Below are 19,002 nucleotides of genomic sequence, written 5' to 3' on the forward strand. Positions count from 1 at the left end.
CCCTACTTAGCCTGCGGCATCCACCAGCCAGTGCGCGCACCGATATGCATGTTGAGCGTCTTCGTTTCGGTATAATCCTCCACCGCATGCCGGCCCAGTTCGCGACCCAGACCCGACTGGCGATAACCGCCAAAAGGCAGTTCTGGTGTGCCGTCCATGAAGGTGTTCATCCAGACCGTACCGGCGCGCACCTTGCGCCCGATGCTCATGCAGGTATCGAAATCACGGCTCCACACGCCTGCTGACAAGCCATAATCCACTGCATTGGCAATTGAGATCGCCTCATCCACCGTATCAAAGGACAGAACCGACAGAACCGGCCCGAACACTTCTTCACGCGCCACGGCCATGTCGGCTTTCACGCCTGCAATGATGGTCGGTCCCATATATTGGCCAAGGCCGAGATCCAGAACATCGCCGCCATGTGCAATTGCGGCACCCGCCTTTTTGGCCTGATCGACATAGGCCCCAACCTTTGTCAGATGCTGTGGCGTGATAATCGCTCCCACCTGCGTACTGACATCGAGCGGATCGCCAACGATCACCTTTTTCGACAAATCAGCCACGCGCCCGACAATCTCATCGACAATCGAACGATGCACGATGAGGCGCGAACCGGCATTGCAGCATTCGCCCGCATTGAACCATGCGCCGAACACAGCGGCATCGATGAAGGCATCCATATCCGCATCCGGGAACAGGATTTGCGGGTTCTTGCCGCCAAGTTCCAGCGACACTTTCTTCAGCGTTTGCGCAGCATTGGCCATGGTGAGCTTGCCCACGCCTGTGGAGCCGGTGAACGACACCATGTCCACATCTGGATGTGTGCTCATATGCTGGCCAACATCAGAGCCCGTTCCGGTGATGATGTTGACAACACCGTCCGGCACGCCTGCTTCGGCCAGAATTTCGCCGAGTAACAATGTCGATCCGGATGTGAGTTCCGAAGGCTTTACGACCGCCGTGCAGCCCGCGGCCAAAGCAAATGGCAGCTTCTGACCCACGATCAGGAACGGGAAATTCCACGGCGTAATGATTGAAACGACGCCAATCGCCTCGCGCAGCACGACACCCAGAGTGCCATCACCCAGCGTATTATAGCTTTCACCATGCAGATCACGCGCGAGTGCTGCCGCATAGCGCCAGATATCGACTGAGCCGGCAATTTCGCCGCGCACCTGAGAAATTGGTTTGCCGGCTTCAATCGCGTCGAGATAGGCAAGCTCTTCGGCTCGTGCTTCAATCAGATCGGCGGCTTTCAGCAAAATCAGCGAACGCTGTGATGCCGTTTTCGATGACCAGCGCCCATCGTCAAAAGCCCTGCGAGCGTTTGCAACCGCCAGCTCCACATCGGCCTTGTTGCCCGCCGGATAGCGGCTCACCGTGACGCCGTGGCCGGGTGCCACGCGTTCAATAGTCTCGCCGCTTTGACTGCCAACCCATTTGCCATCGATCAGCATCGAGAATTCGCGGACTTCCAGCCCGGTCAACGGCTGCGGCTTTACGACTACGCTCATCACCATTTTCCTTCAAAATTTGCTTCGCGCTTTTCGGTAAACGAGCGCACGCCTTCTTTCAGATCGCCGGTCTTGGCGACAAGGATGGACCCCAGCGCCTCGACTGCCGTGCCATTGTCCTCGCCATTGGCGACGGACAGCATCAATTTGGAAATTTCCAGCGCAGCCGGTCCGCGCTTGGCCACCCGCGCCGCGTAGTCCTGCGCCGCCTGCAAGGCTGTGCCCGTCTCGACAACGGCATCCACAATTCCATGCGACAGCGCTTCCTCGGCCGTGAACATTTCACCGCCCAACACCATGCGGCGCACAATCTGCGCACCAAAACGACGCACAAGACGCTGTGTGCCCGACCAGCCGGGGATCATACCAAGCGATGTTTCGGGCAGGCCGATTTTTGCCTGTCGCTCAACAATGCGAATATCGGCGGCACCTGCCAGTTCCAGCCCGCCACCCAAAGCATGACCGTTCATTGCTGCGATCAGCGGCACACGCAAAGTCGCAAGCCGCTCGAACACGCGATGACCGTAGCGCACCCAGGCATGGCCGAACTCTGCCGGTTCCATGCCGCCCCAAGCCCTGATATCACCGCCTGCGGAAAAAGCCTTGCCCTCACCGGTCAGGATCGCAACGCGCACGCTGCACTCCGCTTCCACCCGATCACAGGCCGCAGACAATTCCTGCAACAGCTCGATATCAAACGCATTGAGCTTTTCGGGCCGCTTGATGGTCATGACCGCAATATGGTTCTCGGTCGTGATTTCTATCCGTTGAGCCATTTACGCCTCCAGCTTTCGCGCAGGCTTTTGCGGCAATTCAAGCCCGATCGGCTCGTCACGGAACAGTGCCTCATCCATCAGTTTAAGCTGATCCGAAACAATCAGCGGAAACTCAGCTTGATCGAGAATATGCGTCTGCAAATCCACACCCGGCGCAATCTCGGTGAGCACAATCCCTTCTGGCGTGAGCTTCAAAACCGCGCGTTCGGTGACATAGGTAATATCCTGCCTCTGCTCGACCCCGCGCGGACCGGAGAAGGTAACATGTTCAACCTCATTAACGAGCTTTTTGAGCTTACCTTCCTTCTCGATCACCAGCTTGCCGTCAGCGACCGACAATTTCGCCCCTGCATTGAACATGCCGGAGAAGACGATCTTCTTGGCCCTTGCAGTAATATCGACAAAACCGCCAGCACCAGCAGTCACATGCGGACGGAATGACAGCTTCGACACATTGACCGAGCCGTCGCGTCCGATCTCAAGGAAGGACAGAAGCGAGGCCTCGAAGCCCGCCCCCTGAAAATAGGTGAACTGATAGGGTGACGGCATATAAGCGTCAGCATTCGACGCGCAGCCAAAGGCAAAGTCGAGAAGCGGCACACCGCCAACTGCACCCTGCTCAATCACCCAGGTCACTGCACCATGCAGCCCTTCTTCCAACAGAATGCGCGGTACATTGGCAGAAATACCAAAGCCCAAATTGACCGCACTACCCGTTTGCAACTCCTGCGCGACACGCCGGGCAATCGCCTTTTGAATATTGAATTCGGCCAAGCGGAACGTATCGAGCGGACGGAAAATCTCGCCGGAAATTGCCGGATCATAATGCGTCTGCGTGGTCTGTTTTTGGTCGGGATCAACGACGATATAGTCAACCAGAACGCCCGGCACGCGCACATCATGCGGTTTCAGCGTACCTTCCTTGGCGATGCGCTTCACCTGCGCAATGACGATGCCGCCATTGTTGCGCGCAGCCAGCGCCTGATCGAGACCGCCAAGATAAGCACCCTCATGTTCATAGGTGAGATTGCCGCGTTCATCGGCAGTGGTGGCGCGGATGATCGTCACATGCGGCACGATATTGGGAAAATAGAGCCAGTCCTCGCCTTCAAAACTGACGTGTTTAACAACTGGCTCCTCACGCGCCTTGTCGTTCATTGCCGACCCCTGACGCTTGGGATCAACGAAAGTATCAAGCCCCACTTTGGTCAGCACGCCGGGGCGCTTGGCAGCAGCCTCGCGATGCATATCGAACAGAATGCCCGACGGGATATTATAGGCCGGGATTTCGTTATTGGTAATCATCTGCCAGATCAGCGGCGGCTCTGCGCTCGATGGTCCCGACGGATAGGAACCGCCGATGATCTTCTTGAGAAGCCCCTTCTTGGCAATGTAATCGACACCCTTGATCCCGCTCATATCGCCCGCAGCAATCGGATGCAGGGTGGTAATATTCTTCGGATGACCGGTTACATCAAACCGCTCGCCAATGGCTTTCAGCATCATATCCGGACAGCCGAGACCGCTCGACGAGGAGACCGAAACGACAGCGTTGTCGGGTATAAGTGCTGCTGCTTCCGCAAATGAAATATGTTTGCTCATAATTTTCAAAGTTCCGAATGAACAGCGGTTGCCTTACCGGTCTTTGCAGCCTCAAGCACGGCAAGCCCGGTCGCCAGCGACCAGATGCCATCCTCCAGAGTTGCGGAAGGCTGGCCTTTGCCTTCGATGGCATTATGGAAAGCCTGCAAGGCGGTTTCGTAGAGATTCTTCTGGTCGAGCGGCAATTCGTGCTCGCCGTCCTTGTCACGCAGAATGACGGTTCCCACCGGCTTTTGCGTCATGACATTGCGTGCAATGAGCGAGCCTTCGCTGCCATGCACTTCAAAGCCGGTTTCTGCATATTTGGTCGTGAACGCATCATGGAACTGGGCAATCGCGCCGGATGGGAAGCGTAAAACGCCCATCACGCCATCTTCCAGTCCTGCGCCACTGAGGCCCCCTTGCTGGCTGAAAGACACCGCTTCGACCGGGTTTTCACCCAGCACAAAGCGCAATGTATCGGCATCATGCACGGTAATATCGAGGATGACCCCGCCGCCCGCATCAGGGCGTTCAATGCGCCAGCCTTGCAAATGCGGCGGCAGATAAACCGCATGAAAAACCCGCGCGGCAAGCACCTTGCCGATCTTGCCCTTGGCAATGGCATCACGCATGGCGCGATGGCTTGCAGCATTGCGCAGGTGATGGTTTGTGCCTGCCACAACGCCCGCTTCGCGCACGGCTTTCAGCATCTGGTGCGCGTCGCCAATCGTCAGCGCCAGCGGCTTTTCGCAGAGGATATGCTTAGCCGCTTTGGCGGCTGCAATTGCCTGATCGCGGTGCAGTTCATTGGTGGTGGAGATATAGACAGCGTCGATTTCAGGATCACCTAGCAGCGCATCAAGGCTTGTCACCGAGCGGGCAATCCCGTTCTCACGGGCATAGGTTTCGCCACGCGCAGCATTGGTGCTGTAGACGGAAACGACTTCGCCGCCAGTGGCGCGAATGGCTCCGATCACCCACTCTTTTGCAATGGTGCTTGCGCCTATAAGGCCCCACTTTGCCATGCGTTTTTCTCCTCCTTTTTGGATTGCGCGCCGCAACTTGCCCGCACCGCAAGACGCACCGACAAGCGCTGCGCCTCCGCCTCCACCCGTTCCGAATTGATCTGTTTCAGCAAAAGCTGCGCCGCACGCTCTCCCAAACCTTGCGGATCGACAGCCACAGTCGTCAGTGCCGGAACAGCGGTCTTCGCTTCGATCACATCGTCAAAGCCGACGACGCCGAAATTGCGGCCCGGCTCAAGATTTGCCGCGCGCAAACCATCGCAGACCCCGAAAGCCACAGCATCATTGAAACACACCGCTGCCGTCGGCTTCATGCCTGCCCGCAGCATATGTTCAAGGGCCTCCACACCGCCTGCGCGCGAAGGAGGAGAGGTGAAGACCAGCGCATCATCAAAGGCGATACCGGCCTGCTCAAGACCCACGCGATAGCCGGAAACGCGCTCAGTAAATACCGCCGTGTCCGCATAGCCGCCCATGAAGGCGATGTTCCTGTGGCCAAGACCGACCAGATGTTCAACGGCCTTCGCGACCCCACCACGATTATCGGACAAAATGGACGAAACACCGGAACCCGGCACATCGCGCACCATCTGCACAACCGGCAGGCCACTTTTTGCCAATGGTTTCAGATCACTAGCCTCGGTACCCCGCGCCGGCGAAACGATCAGCCCGGCAATGCCATGCTCCCGCATTGACGCAATCACTTCGCGCTGTCGGTCGATGCTTTCCGCCGTATTGGCAAGAAACTGCACATAACCTGCCGATTGCATGACGCGATCAACACCCACGGCAAGCTCGGCAAAAAAACTGTTGGTAAGATCATTGACCACAAGGCCAATGATTTTCGACTTCGCCTGGCGGAGATTGGCCGCCGAACGGTTATAGACATAACCGAGTTTCTCGATTGCCTCCTGCACCTTGGCGCGGGTTTCGGCATGAACCAGCGGACTGTCACGCAGCACAAGCGAGACGGTCGATTTCGACACGCCAGCCTCGCGCGCAATGTCGATAACGGTGACGCTGTTCTTGCTCATACCCTGCTCCGGTTTCGATTATTGATTTAATTGGAACGTTCCAATGCTGTCAAGAGCTGAGACAGGAACAGCGATTTGCCTTCACTTTGCCACAATTGAAAGCCCTTTTTCAGTACATACTTTTACAGAAGTGCGCATTTCATACTCGAGAGCGCTGAAATCACATTTTTGCCTTAATTTTTGACCGGATTGCCATTTGGAACGTTCTAAATTAACAATCAGATATTAAAGCGGAGGAACGATACAGGCATGAGCAACCATCAAGTGACATTGCCGGATGGCAACGGAAGCCTGAGTTCCTACACGATGATCGGGACGCCAACCCCGCGCCCGGCAAGCCCGCCGCAGTTCAATCGCATCGCCTATGCGGCAGCGCATGTAGTTTCCGATCCACTGAAAGATGCCCACCCATGGAACGACCCGGCCATAGACTGGGACGCGACAATGGCCTTCCGTCATCATCTGTGGGGCCTCGGCTTCAAGATCGCCGAAGCGATGGATACGTCGCAGCGCGGCATGGGTCTGAACTGGGCGGGCGCGCAGGAACTGATCCGCCGTTCACTCGCAGAAAGCAGGACCGTGGCAGGCGCTGATCTTGCCTCTGGCGCTGGCACAGATCATCTCGATCCAGCAGAGGCAAAAAGCCTTGATGACGTGATCAAGGCTTATGAGACACAGGCCGGTTTCATCGAGAAACATGGCGGTCGTTTTATCCTGATGGCAAGCCGCGCGCTGGCCCGCATAGCCAGGTCACCTGACGATTACGTAAGGGTCTATGGCCGGATTCTCGCCCAGGCCCGGGAAAAGGTCGTGCTGCACTGGCTGGGCGATATGTTCGATCCGCAGCTTGAAGGCTATTGGGGTTCGAAAAATTTCGACAATGCGCTTGATACGGTGATCGGCATCATCGAAGCCAATCGCGACAAGGTGGAAGGCATCAAGATTTCATTGCTGGAAGAGCGTTATGAAATCGCATTGCGCAACCGCCTGCCGGACGGCGTTCTCTGTTTCACGGGGGACGATTTCAACTATGCGCCGCTGATCGAAGGCGACGGAAACAAGCATAGCCATGCCCTGCTCGGCATTTTCGATGCGGTCGCACCGCAAGCGTCCAGCGCGCTTGCGGCACTGGCAGCTGGCGACAATGCCCGCTTCCGCGCGATCATCGAGCCGACCGTGCCGCTATCGCGAAAAATCTTTGAAGCACCGACGCAATATTACAAGGCGGGCGTCGTGTTCCTCGCCTGGCTCAACGGTCACCAGAACCATTTCACCATGCCAGCCGGAATGCAGTCGGCACGCGGCATTTTGCACTACGCCGACATTTTCCGCCTTGCCGATCGGGCCAATGTGCTCGACCAGCCAGACCTCGCCATCCGCCGCATGAAGCAGCTTCTGGCGATTTACGGCATGGAATAAAAACAGGCGGTGGCCTGTTTCTGCGCATATCTTTATCCCGAAACCGGTTTCCACTTTCAGGAGACATGCTTGCACCGCCTGTCTTCAAGAGTACTCAGCGCCAGCCAAGTGCTGGCGCAACATGCTTGAGGATCGACTCGATTACATGCGCGTTGTAGTTGACACCAAGCTGGTTCGGCACCGTGAGAAGCAGCGTATCGGCTTCGGCAATCGCTTCATCCTTTTCGAGTTGCTCGATGAGCTTATCCGGTTCAGCCGCATAAGACCGACCAAAGACCGCCCGCAGATCTTCCTCGATATAGCCGATGGAGTCCTGCTCGTTGCTTCCGCCACCAAAATAGGCCCGGTCGCGATCATCAACCAGCGCGAAGATGCTGCGGCTCACTGAAACACGCGGTTCACGCATATGCCCGGCTTCTTTCCAGGCTTCACGATAGGCGCGGATCTGCTTGGCCTGCTGGATATGCAAAGGCTCACCTGACTCGTCCTTCTTCAGGGTCGAGCTTTGCAAATTCATGCCGAGCTTTGCCGCCCAGATGGCTGTCGCATCCGAGGCAGCACCCCACCAGATACGATCCCGAAGACCTTCCGAATGTGGCTCAATGCGCAGCAGACCGGGAGGATTCGGAAACATCGGGCGCGGGTTTGGCTGGGCAAAGCCCTGTCCCTTCAACGCTTCGAAGAACACCTCGCCATGCTGGCGGCCCATATCGGCATCGGTCTTGCCCTCTTCCGGCGCGTAGCCGAAATAGCGCCAGCCATCGATCACCTGTTCAGGCGAGCCACGGCTGATGCCAAGCTGCAGGCGCCCCTTGGAGATCAAATCAGCGGCACTTGCATCTTCGACCATATAGAACGGATTTTCATACCGCATGTCGATGACAGCGGTGCCGATCTCGATCTTGCTCGTCTTGGCGCCAATGGCTGCGAGCAGCGGAAACGGCGAAGCGAGCTGGCGCGCAAAATGGTGCACGCGGAAATAGGCGCCATCCGCGCCCAGCTCCTCGGCGGCAACAGCAAGGTCTATCGATTGCAGAAGCGCGTCGCTGGCGGAACGGGTTCCCGATTGCGGCGACGGCGACCAGTGGCCGAAGGAAAGAAAGCCGATTTTCTTCATGATGATGTTCCCTGATTGCGGGCAAAAGATTGGTTCCTGTCCAATATGGCGGCGCGGCGCCGGATTGGAAGGGCGCTGAACACTGACACAGTGTTCAGCGTTCGGTGCCTGCGGCTTTCGCGCATTCCATATGGGCGCTTCCTTCGGATACGTTGACAGTCTATCCGGACCCGATTAAGCCTCAAATCTGGCGGATAAACCTTCAATCTGAGGTTATTGGAGAAAAGGTGTTTGCCGATAAGCAACGCACCAAAACAGGGGAGATTTTCATGCGTTCTATGCTTCTGGCCTTGCTGGCCGCAACGGCCATTGCCGCTACAGCACAGGCAAAAGACGTCACCGTCGTCGTAACCGCCATTGTTGAACATCCGGCCCTCGACGCCGCACGCGACGGTGTGAAGGATGCGTTGGCCGAAGCTGGCTACAAGGAAGGCGAAAACCTCAAATTCGTCTATCAGTCCGCACAGGGCAACCCGGCAACCGCCGCGCAGATCGCCCGCCAGTTCGTCGGCGAAGCTCCAGATGTGATAGTTCCGATCTCCACGCCGTCGGCACAGGCTGTCGTTTCGGCCACCCGCGATATTCCGGTCGTCTTCACCGCCGTTTCAGATCCGGTCGGCGCGCAGCTCGTCAAGGACATGACGAAGCCCGGCGGCAACGTGACCGGCCTTTCCGATATGTCGCCAGTGGTAGAGCATATCAAGCTCATCAAGGAAGTGATGCCGAACATCAAGAAGCTCGGCTATCTCTACAATTCCGGCGAAACCAATTCCGTGTCGCTTCTGGCCGCACTGAAGGAAGCCGCTTCCGCCGAAGGCATCGAAATCGTTGAATCGGCAGCCACCAAGTCGGCTGAAGTCCAGGGCGCAGCCCGTGCCCTCGTCGGCCGTGCCGATGCCATGTATGTTCCGACCGACAACACCATCGTTTCGGCTCTGGAAAGCGCCGTCGGCGTTGCCGAGGAAAGCAAGCTGCCGCTCTTCACCGCCGATACGGACTCAGTCAAGCGTGGTGCACTGGCTGCACTCGGCTTCAACTATTACGATGTCGGCAAGCAGACCGGCGCTGTCGTAGTGAAGATTCTCAAGGGTGAAAAGCCGGGCGATATTCCAGTCGACATCGCCAAGGGCACAGATCTCGTCATCAATCTCGGCGCTGCCAAGAAGATGGGCGTCGAATTCCCGCAGGCCGTTATCGACCGCGCGACCAGCAAGATCGACTGATCGGCTTACATATTGTAACTGGAAAAGGGCGGGATGAACTCCCGCCCTTTTCTTTGGAACCTCTTTCCAACATCTGAGCTTTTAATATGCCTGCTATTCGCATCCTCCCCGCTGACGACAACACCAATGGCTGGAGCAAAATATTGCCGGCCCGCACACCACATGCGGCGCTCAAAGGCGATATCAAGGCCGACTGGATTGTGCTCGGTACGGGCTATGCGGGTGTGGCAGCCGCGCGACGTCTGGCCGAGAACCGTCCCAGCGACCGAATTGCACTGATCGATGCGCAGGAAGTCGGAAAAGGCACGTCAGGCCGGGCTGCAGGCTTTGCCATCGATCTGCCGCACAATGTCAGCTCTTCGATGGAGGAACTGGCCAAGTCGCACAGCTACCGTGCCCTGGCGCGTGCCGCCATTGATCATCTGAAACAGCAGATCGACCAGCATGGCATCGACTGCGACTGGCGACAGGATGGAAAATTTCACGCTGCGATTTCCGATCAGGGTATGCGCGAGGTTCTCGAACCCACGGTCAAAGAGCTGGAACGCCTCAAGGAGCCCTTCGACTGGCTTGAAGGTGATGCTCTGGCCAAACGGCTCGGGACAAGCCATTTCAAGGCTGCCATCTTCACCTATGGTACTTCGCTTCTGAATCCGGCTGCCCTGGTACGTGGCCTCGCCGACAGCCTGCCCGACAATGTCACGCTTTACGAAAACTCCGCTGTCACCAAAATCGATTACGGCCAGCGCATCCACATCACGACGGCAAAGGGCAGTATTGAGGCTCCTGCCATGATCCTGACGGTCAATGGCTTTGGTGAGCAGTTCGGCTTTTTCAGACGAAAGCTCCTGAACTTTGCAGCCCATGCCAGCCTGAGCCGCCGGCTTACGGACGAGGAATACAGGGCCATCGGCGAAATCGCCCCATGGGGCCTGACACCTGCCAACTCCTTTTCCGGCATCACCATGCGCCTGACGTCTGACCAGCGCATTCTGGTGCGGCAGAACGTGCATTTCTGCCCGTCGCTCCGCCAGTCGGATGCGCGCCGTGAAACAGTCAGGCGCGAGCACAAGCGGCTGTTCGATGAGCGTTTCCCGATGTTGCCCGATGTGGATATGGAGCACACTTGGACGGGCTTCATTTGCCTGTCACGCAATGGCGCACCGGGGTTCGGACAGATTGCGAAGAATGTTTTCACGTCACTCTGCCAGAATGGCGTCGGCATCACAAAAGGAACCATTGGCGGCATACTTGCCGCCGACATGGCCTGCGATATCGACAATCCGCTGATCGACGACATGCTGAAGCTCGGCAGTCCGACAGAACTGCCTCCACGGCCTTTCCTCGACATTGGTGTGCGTGCGCGATTTGCCTGGGAGCTGTGGCGTGCGCGCGGCGAAGTGTGACCGAAATCAACTTAGCCGAATGTTGTAGAAGGCCCACAGAATGGTGCTTTTTGGCGCATTTATAGCGATAATGCTTGCGTGCAGCCGCTTTTTGCGTTGTATCCCGAAAACGATATGACAAGAACAACCGTAATCAGTACGGCAAATATAATTTGGAGTGAATTTTGCAACCAGCTGGAGCAAATTCACTTCGGGCATAAAACCGGGGAAATGTTTCAGGTGACAGGCTCACCGGAAGCGAACTCAGAACAAAACCGGTCGTGACTGAAGCTGGCTGCGTGGAATGGCCGGGATTTCCGGTTTCCACAATGCCGATGATCGACGCCGCACTGAAGCGGCGCTCTTTCATTTTGGTCGCGGCGAGAAACAAGGAATGACATTGTGAGTCAGATCGCCTTCTGGGGTGCGGTCGAATTGGGCCTCGTCTTCGCATTTGTAGCCATCGGCGTCTATCTGGCGTTCCGCGTCCTCGATTTCCCCGATCTGACGGTTGATGGTTCGTTTCCGCTGGGCGCTGCCGTAACCGGCGTGCTGATCCTTGCAGGCATGAATGCCTGGCTGGCTGCTGCCATCGCCATGGTTGCCGGTGCTGCCGCCGGGCTTGTGACCGCGACGCTGAATGTGCGTTTCAAGATCCTCAATCTTCTCGCATCCATCTTGACCATGATCGCGCTGTTCTCCGTCAATCTGCGCGTGATGGGGCGTCCCAATATCGCGCTCATCAATCAGGACACCATGCTGACGCCGTTCTTCGGTCACGGCATTCCCGAATATTATGTACGTCCGCTGTTCCTCTTCGTTCTGGTCGCCATCGCGGTGTTTGTCGTCTGGCGCTTTCTGGAAAGTGATATGGGTCTTGCCATGCGCGCGACCGGCGCCAATCCGAGAATGGCGCGCGCGCAAGGCGTTCGCACCGACCGGCAGATCTATCTCGGCATGGCGCTTTCAAACGCACTGGTGGCTCTCGGCGGCTCGCTCTTCGCACAGACAAACGGCTTTGCCGATGTGACCTCCGGCGTGGGCACCATCGTGGTTGGCCTTGCAGCGGTTATCATCGGTGAGACCCTGCTGCGCAGCCGCTTCATTCTGGTGATCCTGATTGGCTGTGTGCTTGGCTCGATCATTTATCGTATCGCCATCCAGCTAGCGCTTTCGAACGGCGACGTTATTGGCCTGCAGGCGTCCGATCTCAACATCGCGACCGCCCTTCTCGTCACCTTCGCCCTGATTTTGCCGCGCCTGCGTCGCGGAGGAGCATCCGCATGATCGAACTTTCCAATCTCGATGTTGTGTTCGGTCGCGGCACTCCGCTCGAAAAGCAGGTCCTGAACAAGATCAATCTGACCATGGACAAGGGTTCCTTCGTCACGGTGATCGGGTCGAATGGTGCTGGCAAATCGACGATGCTTGGCGTTCTTGCAGGCGATGTGATCCCGACCGCTGGCAAGGTCGTCATCAGCGGCAAGGACGTGACGCGCAAGCCGACCGCCGAGCGGGCTGGTCTCGTCGCCCGCGTGTTTCAGGACCCCCTGGCAGGCAGTTGCGGTACGCTGTCGATTGAGGAAAACCTTGCGCTCGCCGCTTCACGCGGCAAGACGCGCGGGCTCACCCACGCGCTCAACGCCAACCGCCGTGCGTGGTTTCGCGAGCGCGTTGCAAGCCTCAATCTGGGGCTGGAAAACCGTATGCAGGACCGCATGGAGCTTCTCTCCGGTGGCCAGCGCCAGGCCCTGTCGCTTATCATGGCAACGCTTTCCGGTTCGGAAGTCCTGTTGCTTGACGAACATACCGCAGCGCTTGATCCCGGCATGGCCGAATTCGTCATGGAACTGACACGGACGCTGATTGCCGAGAACAAGCTGACCGCCCTGATGGTCACCCACTCCATGCGGCAGGCGCTCGATTATGGCGACCGCACGATCATGCTGCATGGCGGCAAAATCCTGCTCGACGTGACCGGCGACAAGCGCAAGACGCTGGGTGTCGAAGACCTTATCGAAATGTTCCGCAAGGTGCGCGGCCAGACGCTCGACGACGATGCGCTGCTGATCGAATAGGTTTTGCAAACAGCTTTGTTTCACAGCCGTCGTTCAGTTTGAGCGGCGGCTGTTTTGTTTGAAGGCGAATTGCGTTAGTGAAATTCTATGGCGCAGAAGAAAGCACACGAAGTCGATAGTTTTCTGGCAAGACCGACGAGCTCGTTCCCGGTCGTGCTTCTCTATGGCCCCGACAAGGGACTGGTGAGCGAACGTGCGCGCCGTTTTGCTGAAGCAAGCAAATTGCCGCTGGATGACCCCTTTGCCGTCATTCGCATGGAAGCGGACGAGATCGAGGCCGACCCGGCGAAACTTGCCGACGAAGCCCGCACGATCGCCATGTTCGGCGGCCAGCGCCTGATCTGGATCAAGAATGCCGCTGGCCAGAAGAAGCTGGCCGAAGCGGTCAAGCTGCTTGCAACCGAGCCGCCGCATGAAACATTCGTCCTGGTCGAAGCTGGCGATCTCAAGAAGGGAGCTGCCTTGCGCAGCGCCGTCGAGAACGCTTCCGCCGGTATGGCCCTGCCCTGTTACTCGGATGATAGCCGCGGCATTGATGGCGTCATCGATGACGTTCTGACCGAATGGAAGATGCAGATCACGCTCGACGGTCGCCAGCTTCTGCGCGCAAGCCTCGGCGGTGATCGTCTCGCCACACGCGGAGAGCTCGAAAAGCTCTGCCTCTATGCGCGCGGCAAGGAGCGGATCGATATAGATGACGTGCGCGAGGCGGTCGGTGATGTTGCCGGTCTTTCCACCGACGAGGTGATCGATGCGGTTCTGGCTGGTGATCTTCCGCGTTTCGAAGTCTCCTTCGACCGCGTCGTGAAATCCGGCACCGCACCGTTTCTGCTGCTCAATACGGCGATGCGCCAGTTCCAGCAGGTTCAAACTTTGCGTCATATCGCCGATACGGAGCGTAAAAGTGCATCCGTTGTCGTGGCGGCGGCACGTCCGCCGATCTTCTTCAACCGCAAGAAGCTGATCGAAAATGCCGTCGGCCGATGGACGGGTGAAAGCCTTGCGCGCGTCATGGAGCGCCTGCAGCGCGCCGTCCTCGAAAGCCGCCAGAATGCGGCCCTTGGCGTCCCCATTATTCGCCAATGCCTGTTGGCAATCAGTGTCGAATCACTGCGAAACGCGCGGCGATAGCAAGGCATTTCGAGAAAAATGCGAAGCGATTTTGCGTAAGGCAAATGCGAAAAGAAAATAGATACATTTCCACATGAGGTACAGGAAATGATCTATCAGTCACTTCAAGTAACAACTTGCTCGAAATAAAAAACTCAACGCAATACATTGCGGCGAGTTTTTATAGGTTGCGTATTGTTTCAAAGATCAGCTCTGGAGGCGCCGGCAAATCTCATCGAGTTGTTCAAGAGAACTATATCGTATCTTGACCTCACCGCCACGATCACGGTGATTGATTTCAACTTTCATGCCAGTAACATCGGAAAGCAGTTTTTCGAGCGCCTTGGTGTCAGCATCTTTTTCGACAGGCGCCGCCTTGCCGGGCTTGGCTTCGACGCCGCCACGGGCCTCTGCCTGCGCAAGCGCTTCCACCTGTCGTACAGACAAACCGTCCTTGACGATCCGTTCCGCGAGCGCAGTCGGGTTTTCCATCGTGATGAGGCTTCGTGCATGACCTGCCGAAAGCGCACCGTCGACGATGAAATCCTGCACGGGTTGCGGCAGTTTCAGCAGGCGCAGCGTATTGGCAACATGGCTGCGGCTTTTGCCAATGACCTGTGCCAGATCATTCTGCGTATAGTCGTGATTATCGATAAGCTGTTGATATCCCAACGCTTCTTCAACCGCATTGAGGTCGGCGCGCTGCACGTTTTCGATGATTGCGATCTCAAGCGCGACGCGATCATCCACGTCACGAACAATAACCGGGATCGTGTCGACGCCAGCCCGTTGCGAAGCGCGCCAGCGACGTTCACCGGCAATCAGCTCGAAGTGGTCCGGTTGTCCCGGAGCCGGACGCACGACGATCGGCTGCACGACACCGTGTTCCTTGATCGACTGCGCCAGATCTTCCAACTCGCCTTCCGAGAACATGCGACGCGGATTGCGCGGATTGCGCGTCACGAATTCAATCGGAACGTTCCGCTCTATCGGAACAGGTGCCTTACGCTCCTCAACAGGGCGGTCGATTTCACCGATCAGCGCCGCTAATCCGCGGCCAAGGCGCTTTTTTGAAGGATCGTCATTCATCGTTCGGCTTATTCCTGAATTGTTTCGTCGTCGAATCGATTGGTTAAGCGGCCTGTAATTGCCGCTCGCGCTGGATAACTTCCGATGCAAGCTGCAAATAGGCCTGGCTACCGGCGCATTTCAGATCGTAGAGAATTGCCGGTTTTCCATGAGATGGTGCTTCAGATACGCGCACATTACGCGGAATGACGGTACGATAGACTTTCTCACCCATGAAAGCACGAACATCATCCACCACTTGCGCGGCGAGATTGTTGCGGCTGTCGAACATGGTCAACACGATGCCCTGGATCGATAGCTCGGGATTGATCGTTGACCGCACCTGATCAACCGTCTGCAAAAGCTGGCTCAAGCCTTCCAGAGCAAAGAACTCGCACTGCAATGGCACCAGAACCGAATCGGCTGCGGCCATTGCGTTCAACGTCAAAAGATTGAGCGATGGCGGACAATCGACAAGCACATAGGAAAAGCGCTCGGACACTCCGGAATCAAAACGCAGAGCATCACGCAGGCGGCGCGTACGATCGGCTGACTGCGCAATTTCCATTTCAATACCGAGAAGATCCAATGTCGATGGCACGATATGGAGGTTTGGTACGTCAGTCGGCATGGCAGCGTCGGGAACCGACGATTCCTGTGTGAGTACATCATAGGAGGACAGTGGCCGATTGCGACGATCAATGCCTAAACCGGTACTGGCATTGCCCTGCGGATCGAGATCGACAATCAATACCGTCTCACCGATTGCCGCCAACGCAGTAGCCAGATTGATGGCGGTGGTCGTTTTACCCACGCCGCCCTTCTGGTTTGCAATGGTTATGATCCTGGACATTTTGTTCATCACCGTCGCCTTGCTGCTGCCCGCCCCTTCGAAATTTCCGACCATCAGACAGCTTTACGCCGAAGATTGGTGATTTCGAGTATGACCGAAGCCTGATCGATAGCACTTTGATGTTGTACCAGATCGAAGCTCCAACCAACATGGCTTTCATCGATCTCGCGCTGGTAATCCCGACCTTTTTGGAAGAGAGCCTTGGCGCCATTGGTCAGCCACGGCTCCGTCAGATTGAAAAGATCGTTCAGCGACGCCAATGCGCGTGCCGTAACCACTTGAGGTGTTTCGATTTTCTGCCACATCGATTCAATGCGAGCGGAATGGACCCGCGCCGGTACATGCAAATGTCCGGCAGCAGTGCGCAAGAATGCCGCCTTTTTTCCCGCACTTTCAATGAGATCAATGACGCCACCGGACTGGTCGGCCAGAAAACAGGCCGTCACAATGCCCGGAAATCCACCGCCCGAGCCAATATCCAGCCAGTGCCTAGCGTCGCTCGCCAAGGGAAATAGCTGGGCACTGTCCAGAATATGGCGGGTCCACAACGCGTTCAAGGTTGAGGGCGAGGCAAGATTGATCGCCTTGGACCATTTACGAAACAGTTCTTCAAAGGCAATCAGGCGGTCCACTGTTTCACGTGAAACAGAGGGCACGATTGCCTTCAGACTTTCAAAACGAGTATCGGCGCTCATGCGGCGCCCTGCCCCTCGGACAGTTCCGACGCAACCCGATGGCGATATCCGAACTTCTTGATCTGCGCGATAAGGAGCGCCAGAGCCGCAGGTGTCATCCCGTCAACACGCTGCGCTTCGGCAATTGTTTCCGGTTTACGCTGCCTGAGCTTGTGCTTCAACTCATTGGAAAGACCGGATATTCCGTCAATATCCAACCCCGCTGGAATAAGCAGTTGTTCCTCGCGCTCCATCACCGCAATATCGCTCTTCTGTCGGTCCATATAGACTGCATATTGAGCCTCGATCTCTAGAGCTTCCCGCGTTGCCGGAGCGATAGTTTCAAGTTCAGGCCAGATCGGCTTCAACCGATCCAGATCGATTTCCGGATAGGAAAGAAGATCATAGGCTGAACGGCGCACACCATCCTGATTGAGACGCAGATCATAACGACCAGCCAGATTGGGTGTGATCGTCAGTGACTGCGCCAGTGACCGCGCCTCATTCAAGGCAGCCTCACGTGCTTCAAAGCGTTCCTTGCGTGCCTGCCCCAATATGCCAAGCTTGTCTGCCAAAGGTGTCAGTCGTTGATCGGCATTATCTGCGCGAAGCGACAAACGGAATTCTGCACGCGAGGTAAACATGCGATAGGGTTCGCTGACCCCGCGTGATGTCAGATCATCGACCATCACGCCTATATAGGCTTCCGTGCGCTGGATAATGACGGGCTCGCCACGAGAAGCCCGACGCGCCGCATTGATACCAGCAAGCAAGCCCTGCGCACCAGCCTCTTCATAACCGGTTGTGCCATTGATCTGTCCGGCCAGAAAAAGACCGGTAACTTTCCGGGTTTCAAGGCTGCGCTTCAACTCGCGCGGATCAATGAAATCGTACTCAATCGCATATCCCGGCTGCAGCATGACCGCTTTTTCAAGCCCTGGTATGGTCTTCAGTATGTCGAGCTGTACTTCTTCGGGAAGCGATGTCGAAATACCGTTTGGATAAACGGTATCGTCATCCAGCCCCTCCGGTTCCAAGAATATCTGATGACCGTCACGATCGCCGAACTTGACGATCTTGTCCTCAACCGATGGACAGTATCGCGGACCGATACCTTCGATAGAGCCCGAATACATGGCAGAACGATGCAGATTGGCTCGAATGACAGCGTGGGTTTCTGGCGTCGTGCGCGTAATGCCACAATCGATCTGTGGCGTGGTGATGCGATCCGTCATAAGTGAGAATGGCACAGGCTCTTCATCGGCAGACTGCATGTCGAGGCTCTGCCAATCAATCGTGCGTCCGTCCAGCCGCGGTGGCGTGCCAGTCTTGAGACGACCAAGCGCAAAGCCAAACGAGGTCAATCGTTCGGAAAGACCAAGCGCCGGCTTTTCACCCATGCGTCCAGCCGGAATCTTCTTCTCGCCAATATGGATCAACCCGTTCAGGAACGTGCCGGTCGTCAGAACGACGGCGCCGCATGTCAAGGTCCGGCCATCGGACAGAACAACCCCGGTAATGCGCCCGTCTTCTCCCCGAAGATCGTGCGCGCCGCCTTCGACAACAAACAGATTATCCTGAGCCGCGATCATTTTCTGCATGGCAAGTCGATAAAGCTTGCGGTCAGCCTGGGTTCTAGGGCCGCGAACAGCTGGTCCCTTTCGACGGTTGAGCAGACGAAACTGAATACCAGCTTCATCGGCAACACGCCCCATCAAGCCGTCAAGTGCATCGATCTCGCGCACAAGATGCCCTTTTCCCAATCCACCAATAGCTGGGTTGCAAGACATAATGCCAATAGTATCAAAGCGATGTGTTACAAGCGCGGTCTTGGCACCGGCGCGTGCAGCTGCAGAAGCAGCCTCGCATCCCGCGTGGCCGCCACCAATCACAATGACATCAAAGACTGTGGCTTCGGTCGAACTCATTGGGTTCATCCTGACGCAACTCGAATCCGTTTCTGAAAGATGTCTCTTTGCCACGAATGGGCTTGAAACGGAAGATCAAATTGGCAGGTTGCGCGATCAAATCTCGGCGACGGAGCGACTCATGGATGAGAGACGGAGTCAATCACCCCAGTCAGTCACCTCAGTGAGATTCCACAGATGTTTCACGTGAAACAATTTTCAAGGCAAATCA

Annotated in this window: 16 protein-coding genes; 6 read left to right on the top strand and 10 right to left on the bottom strand. The window is 56.7% G+C overall.

Annotation, left to right across the window (positions count from 1 at the left end; all coding sequences use genetic code 11):
• Positions 1–2: 2 nt before the first annotated feature.
• The 5 genes from MKS82_RS13175 to MKS82_RS13195 are packed head-to-tail and all read right to left on the bottom strand — an operon-like array spanning position 3 to position 5,936.
• Entirely contained in the window at positions 3–1,523 is a 1,521-nt protein-coding gene (locus MKS82_RS13175; protein ID WP_109986984.1) for an aldehyde dehydrogenase family protein, read from the bottom strand.
• The gene (locus tag MKS82_RS13180) at positions 1,517–2,293 is read right to left on the bottom strand and encodes an enoyl-CoA hydratase/isomerase family protein (protein ID WP_109986985.1); all 777 of its coding nucleotides are present in this window, start codon (positions 2,291–2,293) and stop codon (positions 1,517–1,519) included. The genes MKS82_RS13175 and MKS82_RS13180 overlap by 7 nt, the downstream gene beginning before the upstream one ends.
• Complete coding sequence (locus MKS82_RS13185; protein WP_109986986.1) at positions 2,294–3,895, bottom strand: acyl CoA:acetate/3-ketoacid CoA transferase; 1,602 nt, start codon at positions 3,893–3,895, stop codon at positions 2,294–2,296.
• A 5-nt stretch (positions 3,896–3,900) separates the two neighbouring features.
• Positions 3,901–4,902, bottom strand: coding sequence for a Gfo/Idh/MocA family protein (locus tag MKS82_RS13190; RefSeq protein WP_109986987.1), 1,002 nt, complete (start codon positions 4,900–4,902; stop codon positions 3,901–3,903).
• The gene (locus MKS82_RS13195; protein ID WP_109986988.1) at positions 4,881–5,936 is read right to left on the bottom strand and encodes a LacI family DNA-binding transcriptional regulator; all 1,056 of its coding nucleotides are present in this window, start codon (positions 5,934–5,936) and stop codon (positions 4,881–4,883) included. Before MKS82_RS13195 ends, MKS82_RS13190 begins: the two co-directional genes overlap by 22 nt.
• 249 nt (positions 5,937–6,185) lie before the next feature.
• Between MKS82_RS13195 and MKS82_RS13200 the strand changes: the two genes are divergently transcribed.
• A complete protein-coding gene (locus tag MKS82_RS13200; protein ID WP_109986989.1) occupies positions 6,186–7,355 on the top strand; it encodes a dihydrodipicolinate synthase family protein in 1,170 nt (389 codons plus the stop codon).
• Positions 7,356–7,449: 94 nt separating this feature from the next.
• Here MKS82_RS13200 and MKS82_RS13205 read toward each other — a convergent pair whose 3' ends face one another.
• On the bottom strand, positions 7,450–8,472 hold the full coding sequence (locus MKS82_RS13205; RefSeq protein WP_109986990.1) for an LLM class flavin-dependent oxidoreductase: 1,023 nt from the start codon (positions 8,470–8,472) through the stop codon (positions 7,450–7,452).
• A 269-nt stretch (positions 8,473–8,741) separates the two neighbouring features.
• Here MKS82_RS13205 and MKS82_RS13210 point away from each other — a divergent pair, with 269 nt between their 5' ends.
• The 5 genes from MKS82_RS13210 (at position 8,742) to holA (ending at position 14,289) form a co-directional block, all read left to right on the top strand.
• The gene (locus tag MKS82_RS13210) at positions 8,742–9,695 is read left to right on the top strand and encodes an ABC transporter substrate-binding protein (protein ID WP_109987169.1); all 954 of its coding nucleotides are present in this window, start codon (positions 8,742–8,744) and stop codon (positions 9,693–9,695) included.
• 86 nt (positions 9,696–9,781) lie between these two features.
• The gene (locus tag MKS82_RS13215; RefSeq protein ID WP_109986991.1) at positions 9,782–11,101 is read left to right on the top strand and encodes an NAD(P)/FAD-dependent oxidoreductase; all 1,320 of its coding nucleotides are present in this window, start codon (positions 9,782–9,784) and stop codon (positions 11,099–11,101) included.
• Positions 11,102–11,482: 381 nt separating this feature from the next.
• Positions 11,483–12,367 (top strand): ABC transporter permease, encoded by an 885-nt coding sequence (locus MKS82_RS13220; protein WP_061344582.1) that lies wholly within the window; start codon positions 11,483–11,485, stop codon positions 12,365–12,367.
• A complete protein-coding gene (locus MKS82_RS13225; protein ID WP_061344583.1) occupies positions 12,364–13,158 on the top strand; it encodes an ABC transporter ATP-binding protein in 795 nt (264 codons plus the stop codon). The genes MKS82_RS13220 and MKS82_RS13225 overlap by 4 nt, the downstream gene beginning before the upstream one ends.
• A gap of 87 nt (positions 13,159–13,245) precedes the next feature.
• Entirely contained in the window at positions 13,246–14,289 is a 1,044-nt protein-coding gene (holA, locus tag MKS82_RS13230; RefSeq protein WP_109986992.1) for a DNA polymerase III subunit delta, read from the top strand.
• A gap of 186 nt (positions 14,290–14,475) precedes the next feature.
• Here the strand turns inward: holA and MKS82_RS13235 are convergent, their stop codons facing one another.
• From MKS82_RS13235 to mnmG, 4 genes are read right to left on the bottom strand one after another with little or no spacing between them, the layout of a single operon-like run.
• Entirely contained in the window at positions 14,476–15,357 is an 882-nt protein-coding gene (locus tag MKS82_RS13235; protein ID WP_061344585.1) for a ParB/RepB/Spo0J family partition protein, read from the bottom strand.
• A gap of 43 nt (positions 15,358–15,400) precedes the next feature.
• Entirely contained in the window at positions 15,401–16,198 is a 798-nt protein-coding gene (locus MKS82_RS13240; RefSeq protein ID WP_109987170.1) for a ParA family protein, read from the bottom strand.
• 44 nt (positions 16,199–16,242) lie between these two features.
• A complete protein-coding gene (gene rsmG, locus MKS82_RS13245) occupies positions 16,243–16,884 on the bottom strand; it encodes a 16S rRNA (guanine(527)-N(7))-methyltransferase RsmG (protein ID WP_109986993.1) in 642 nt (213 codons plus the stop codon).
• The gene (gene mnmG, locus MKS82_RS13250; RefSeq protein ID WP_109986994.1) at positions 16,881–18,791 is read right to left on the bottom strand and encodes a tRNA uridine-5-carboxymethylaminomethyl(34) synthesis enzyme MnmG; all 1,911 of its coding nucleotides are present in this window, start codon (positions 18,789–18,791) and stop codon (positions 16,881–16,883) included. Before mnmG ends, rsmG begins: the two co-directional genes overlap by 4 nt.
• Between the last annotated feature and the right edge of the window lie 211 nt (positions 18,792–19,002).

The sequence above is a fragment of the Ochrobactrum sp. A-1 genome (assembly GCF_022488005.1).
Lineage (GTDB): Bacteria > Pseudomonadota > Alphaproteobacteria > Rhizobiales > Rhizobiaceae > Brucella.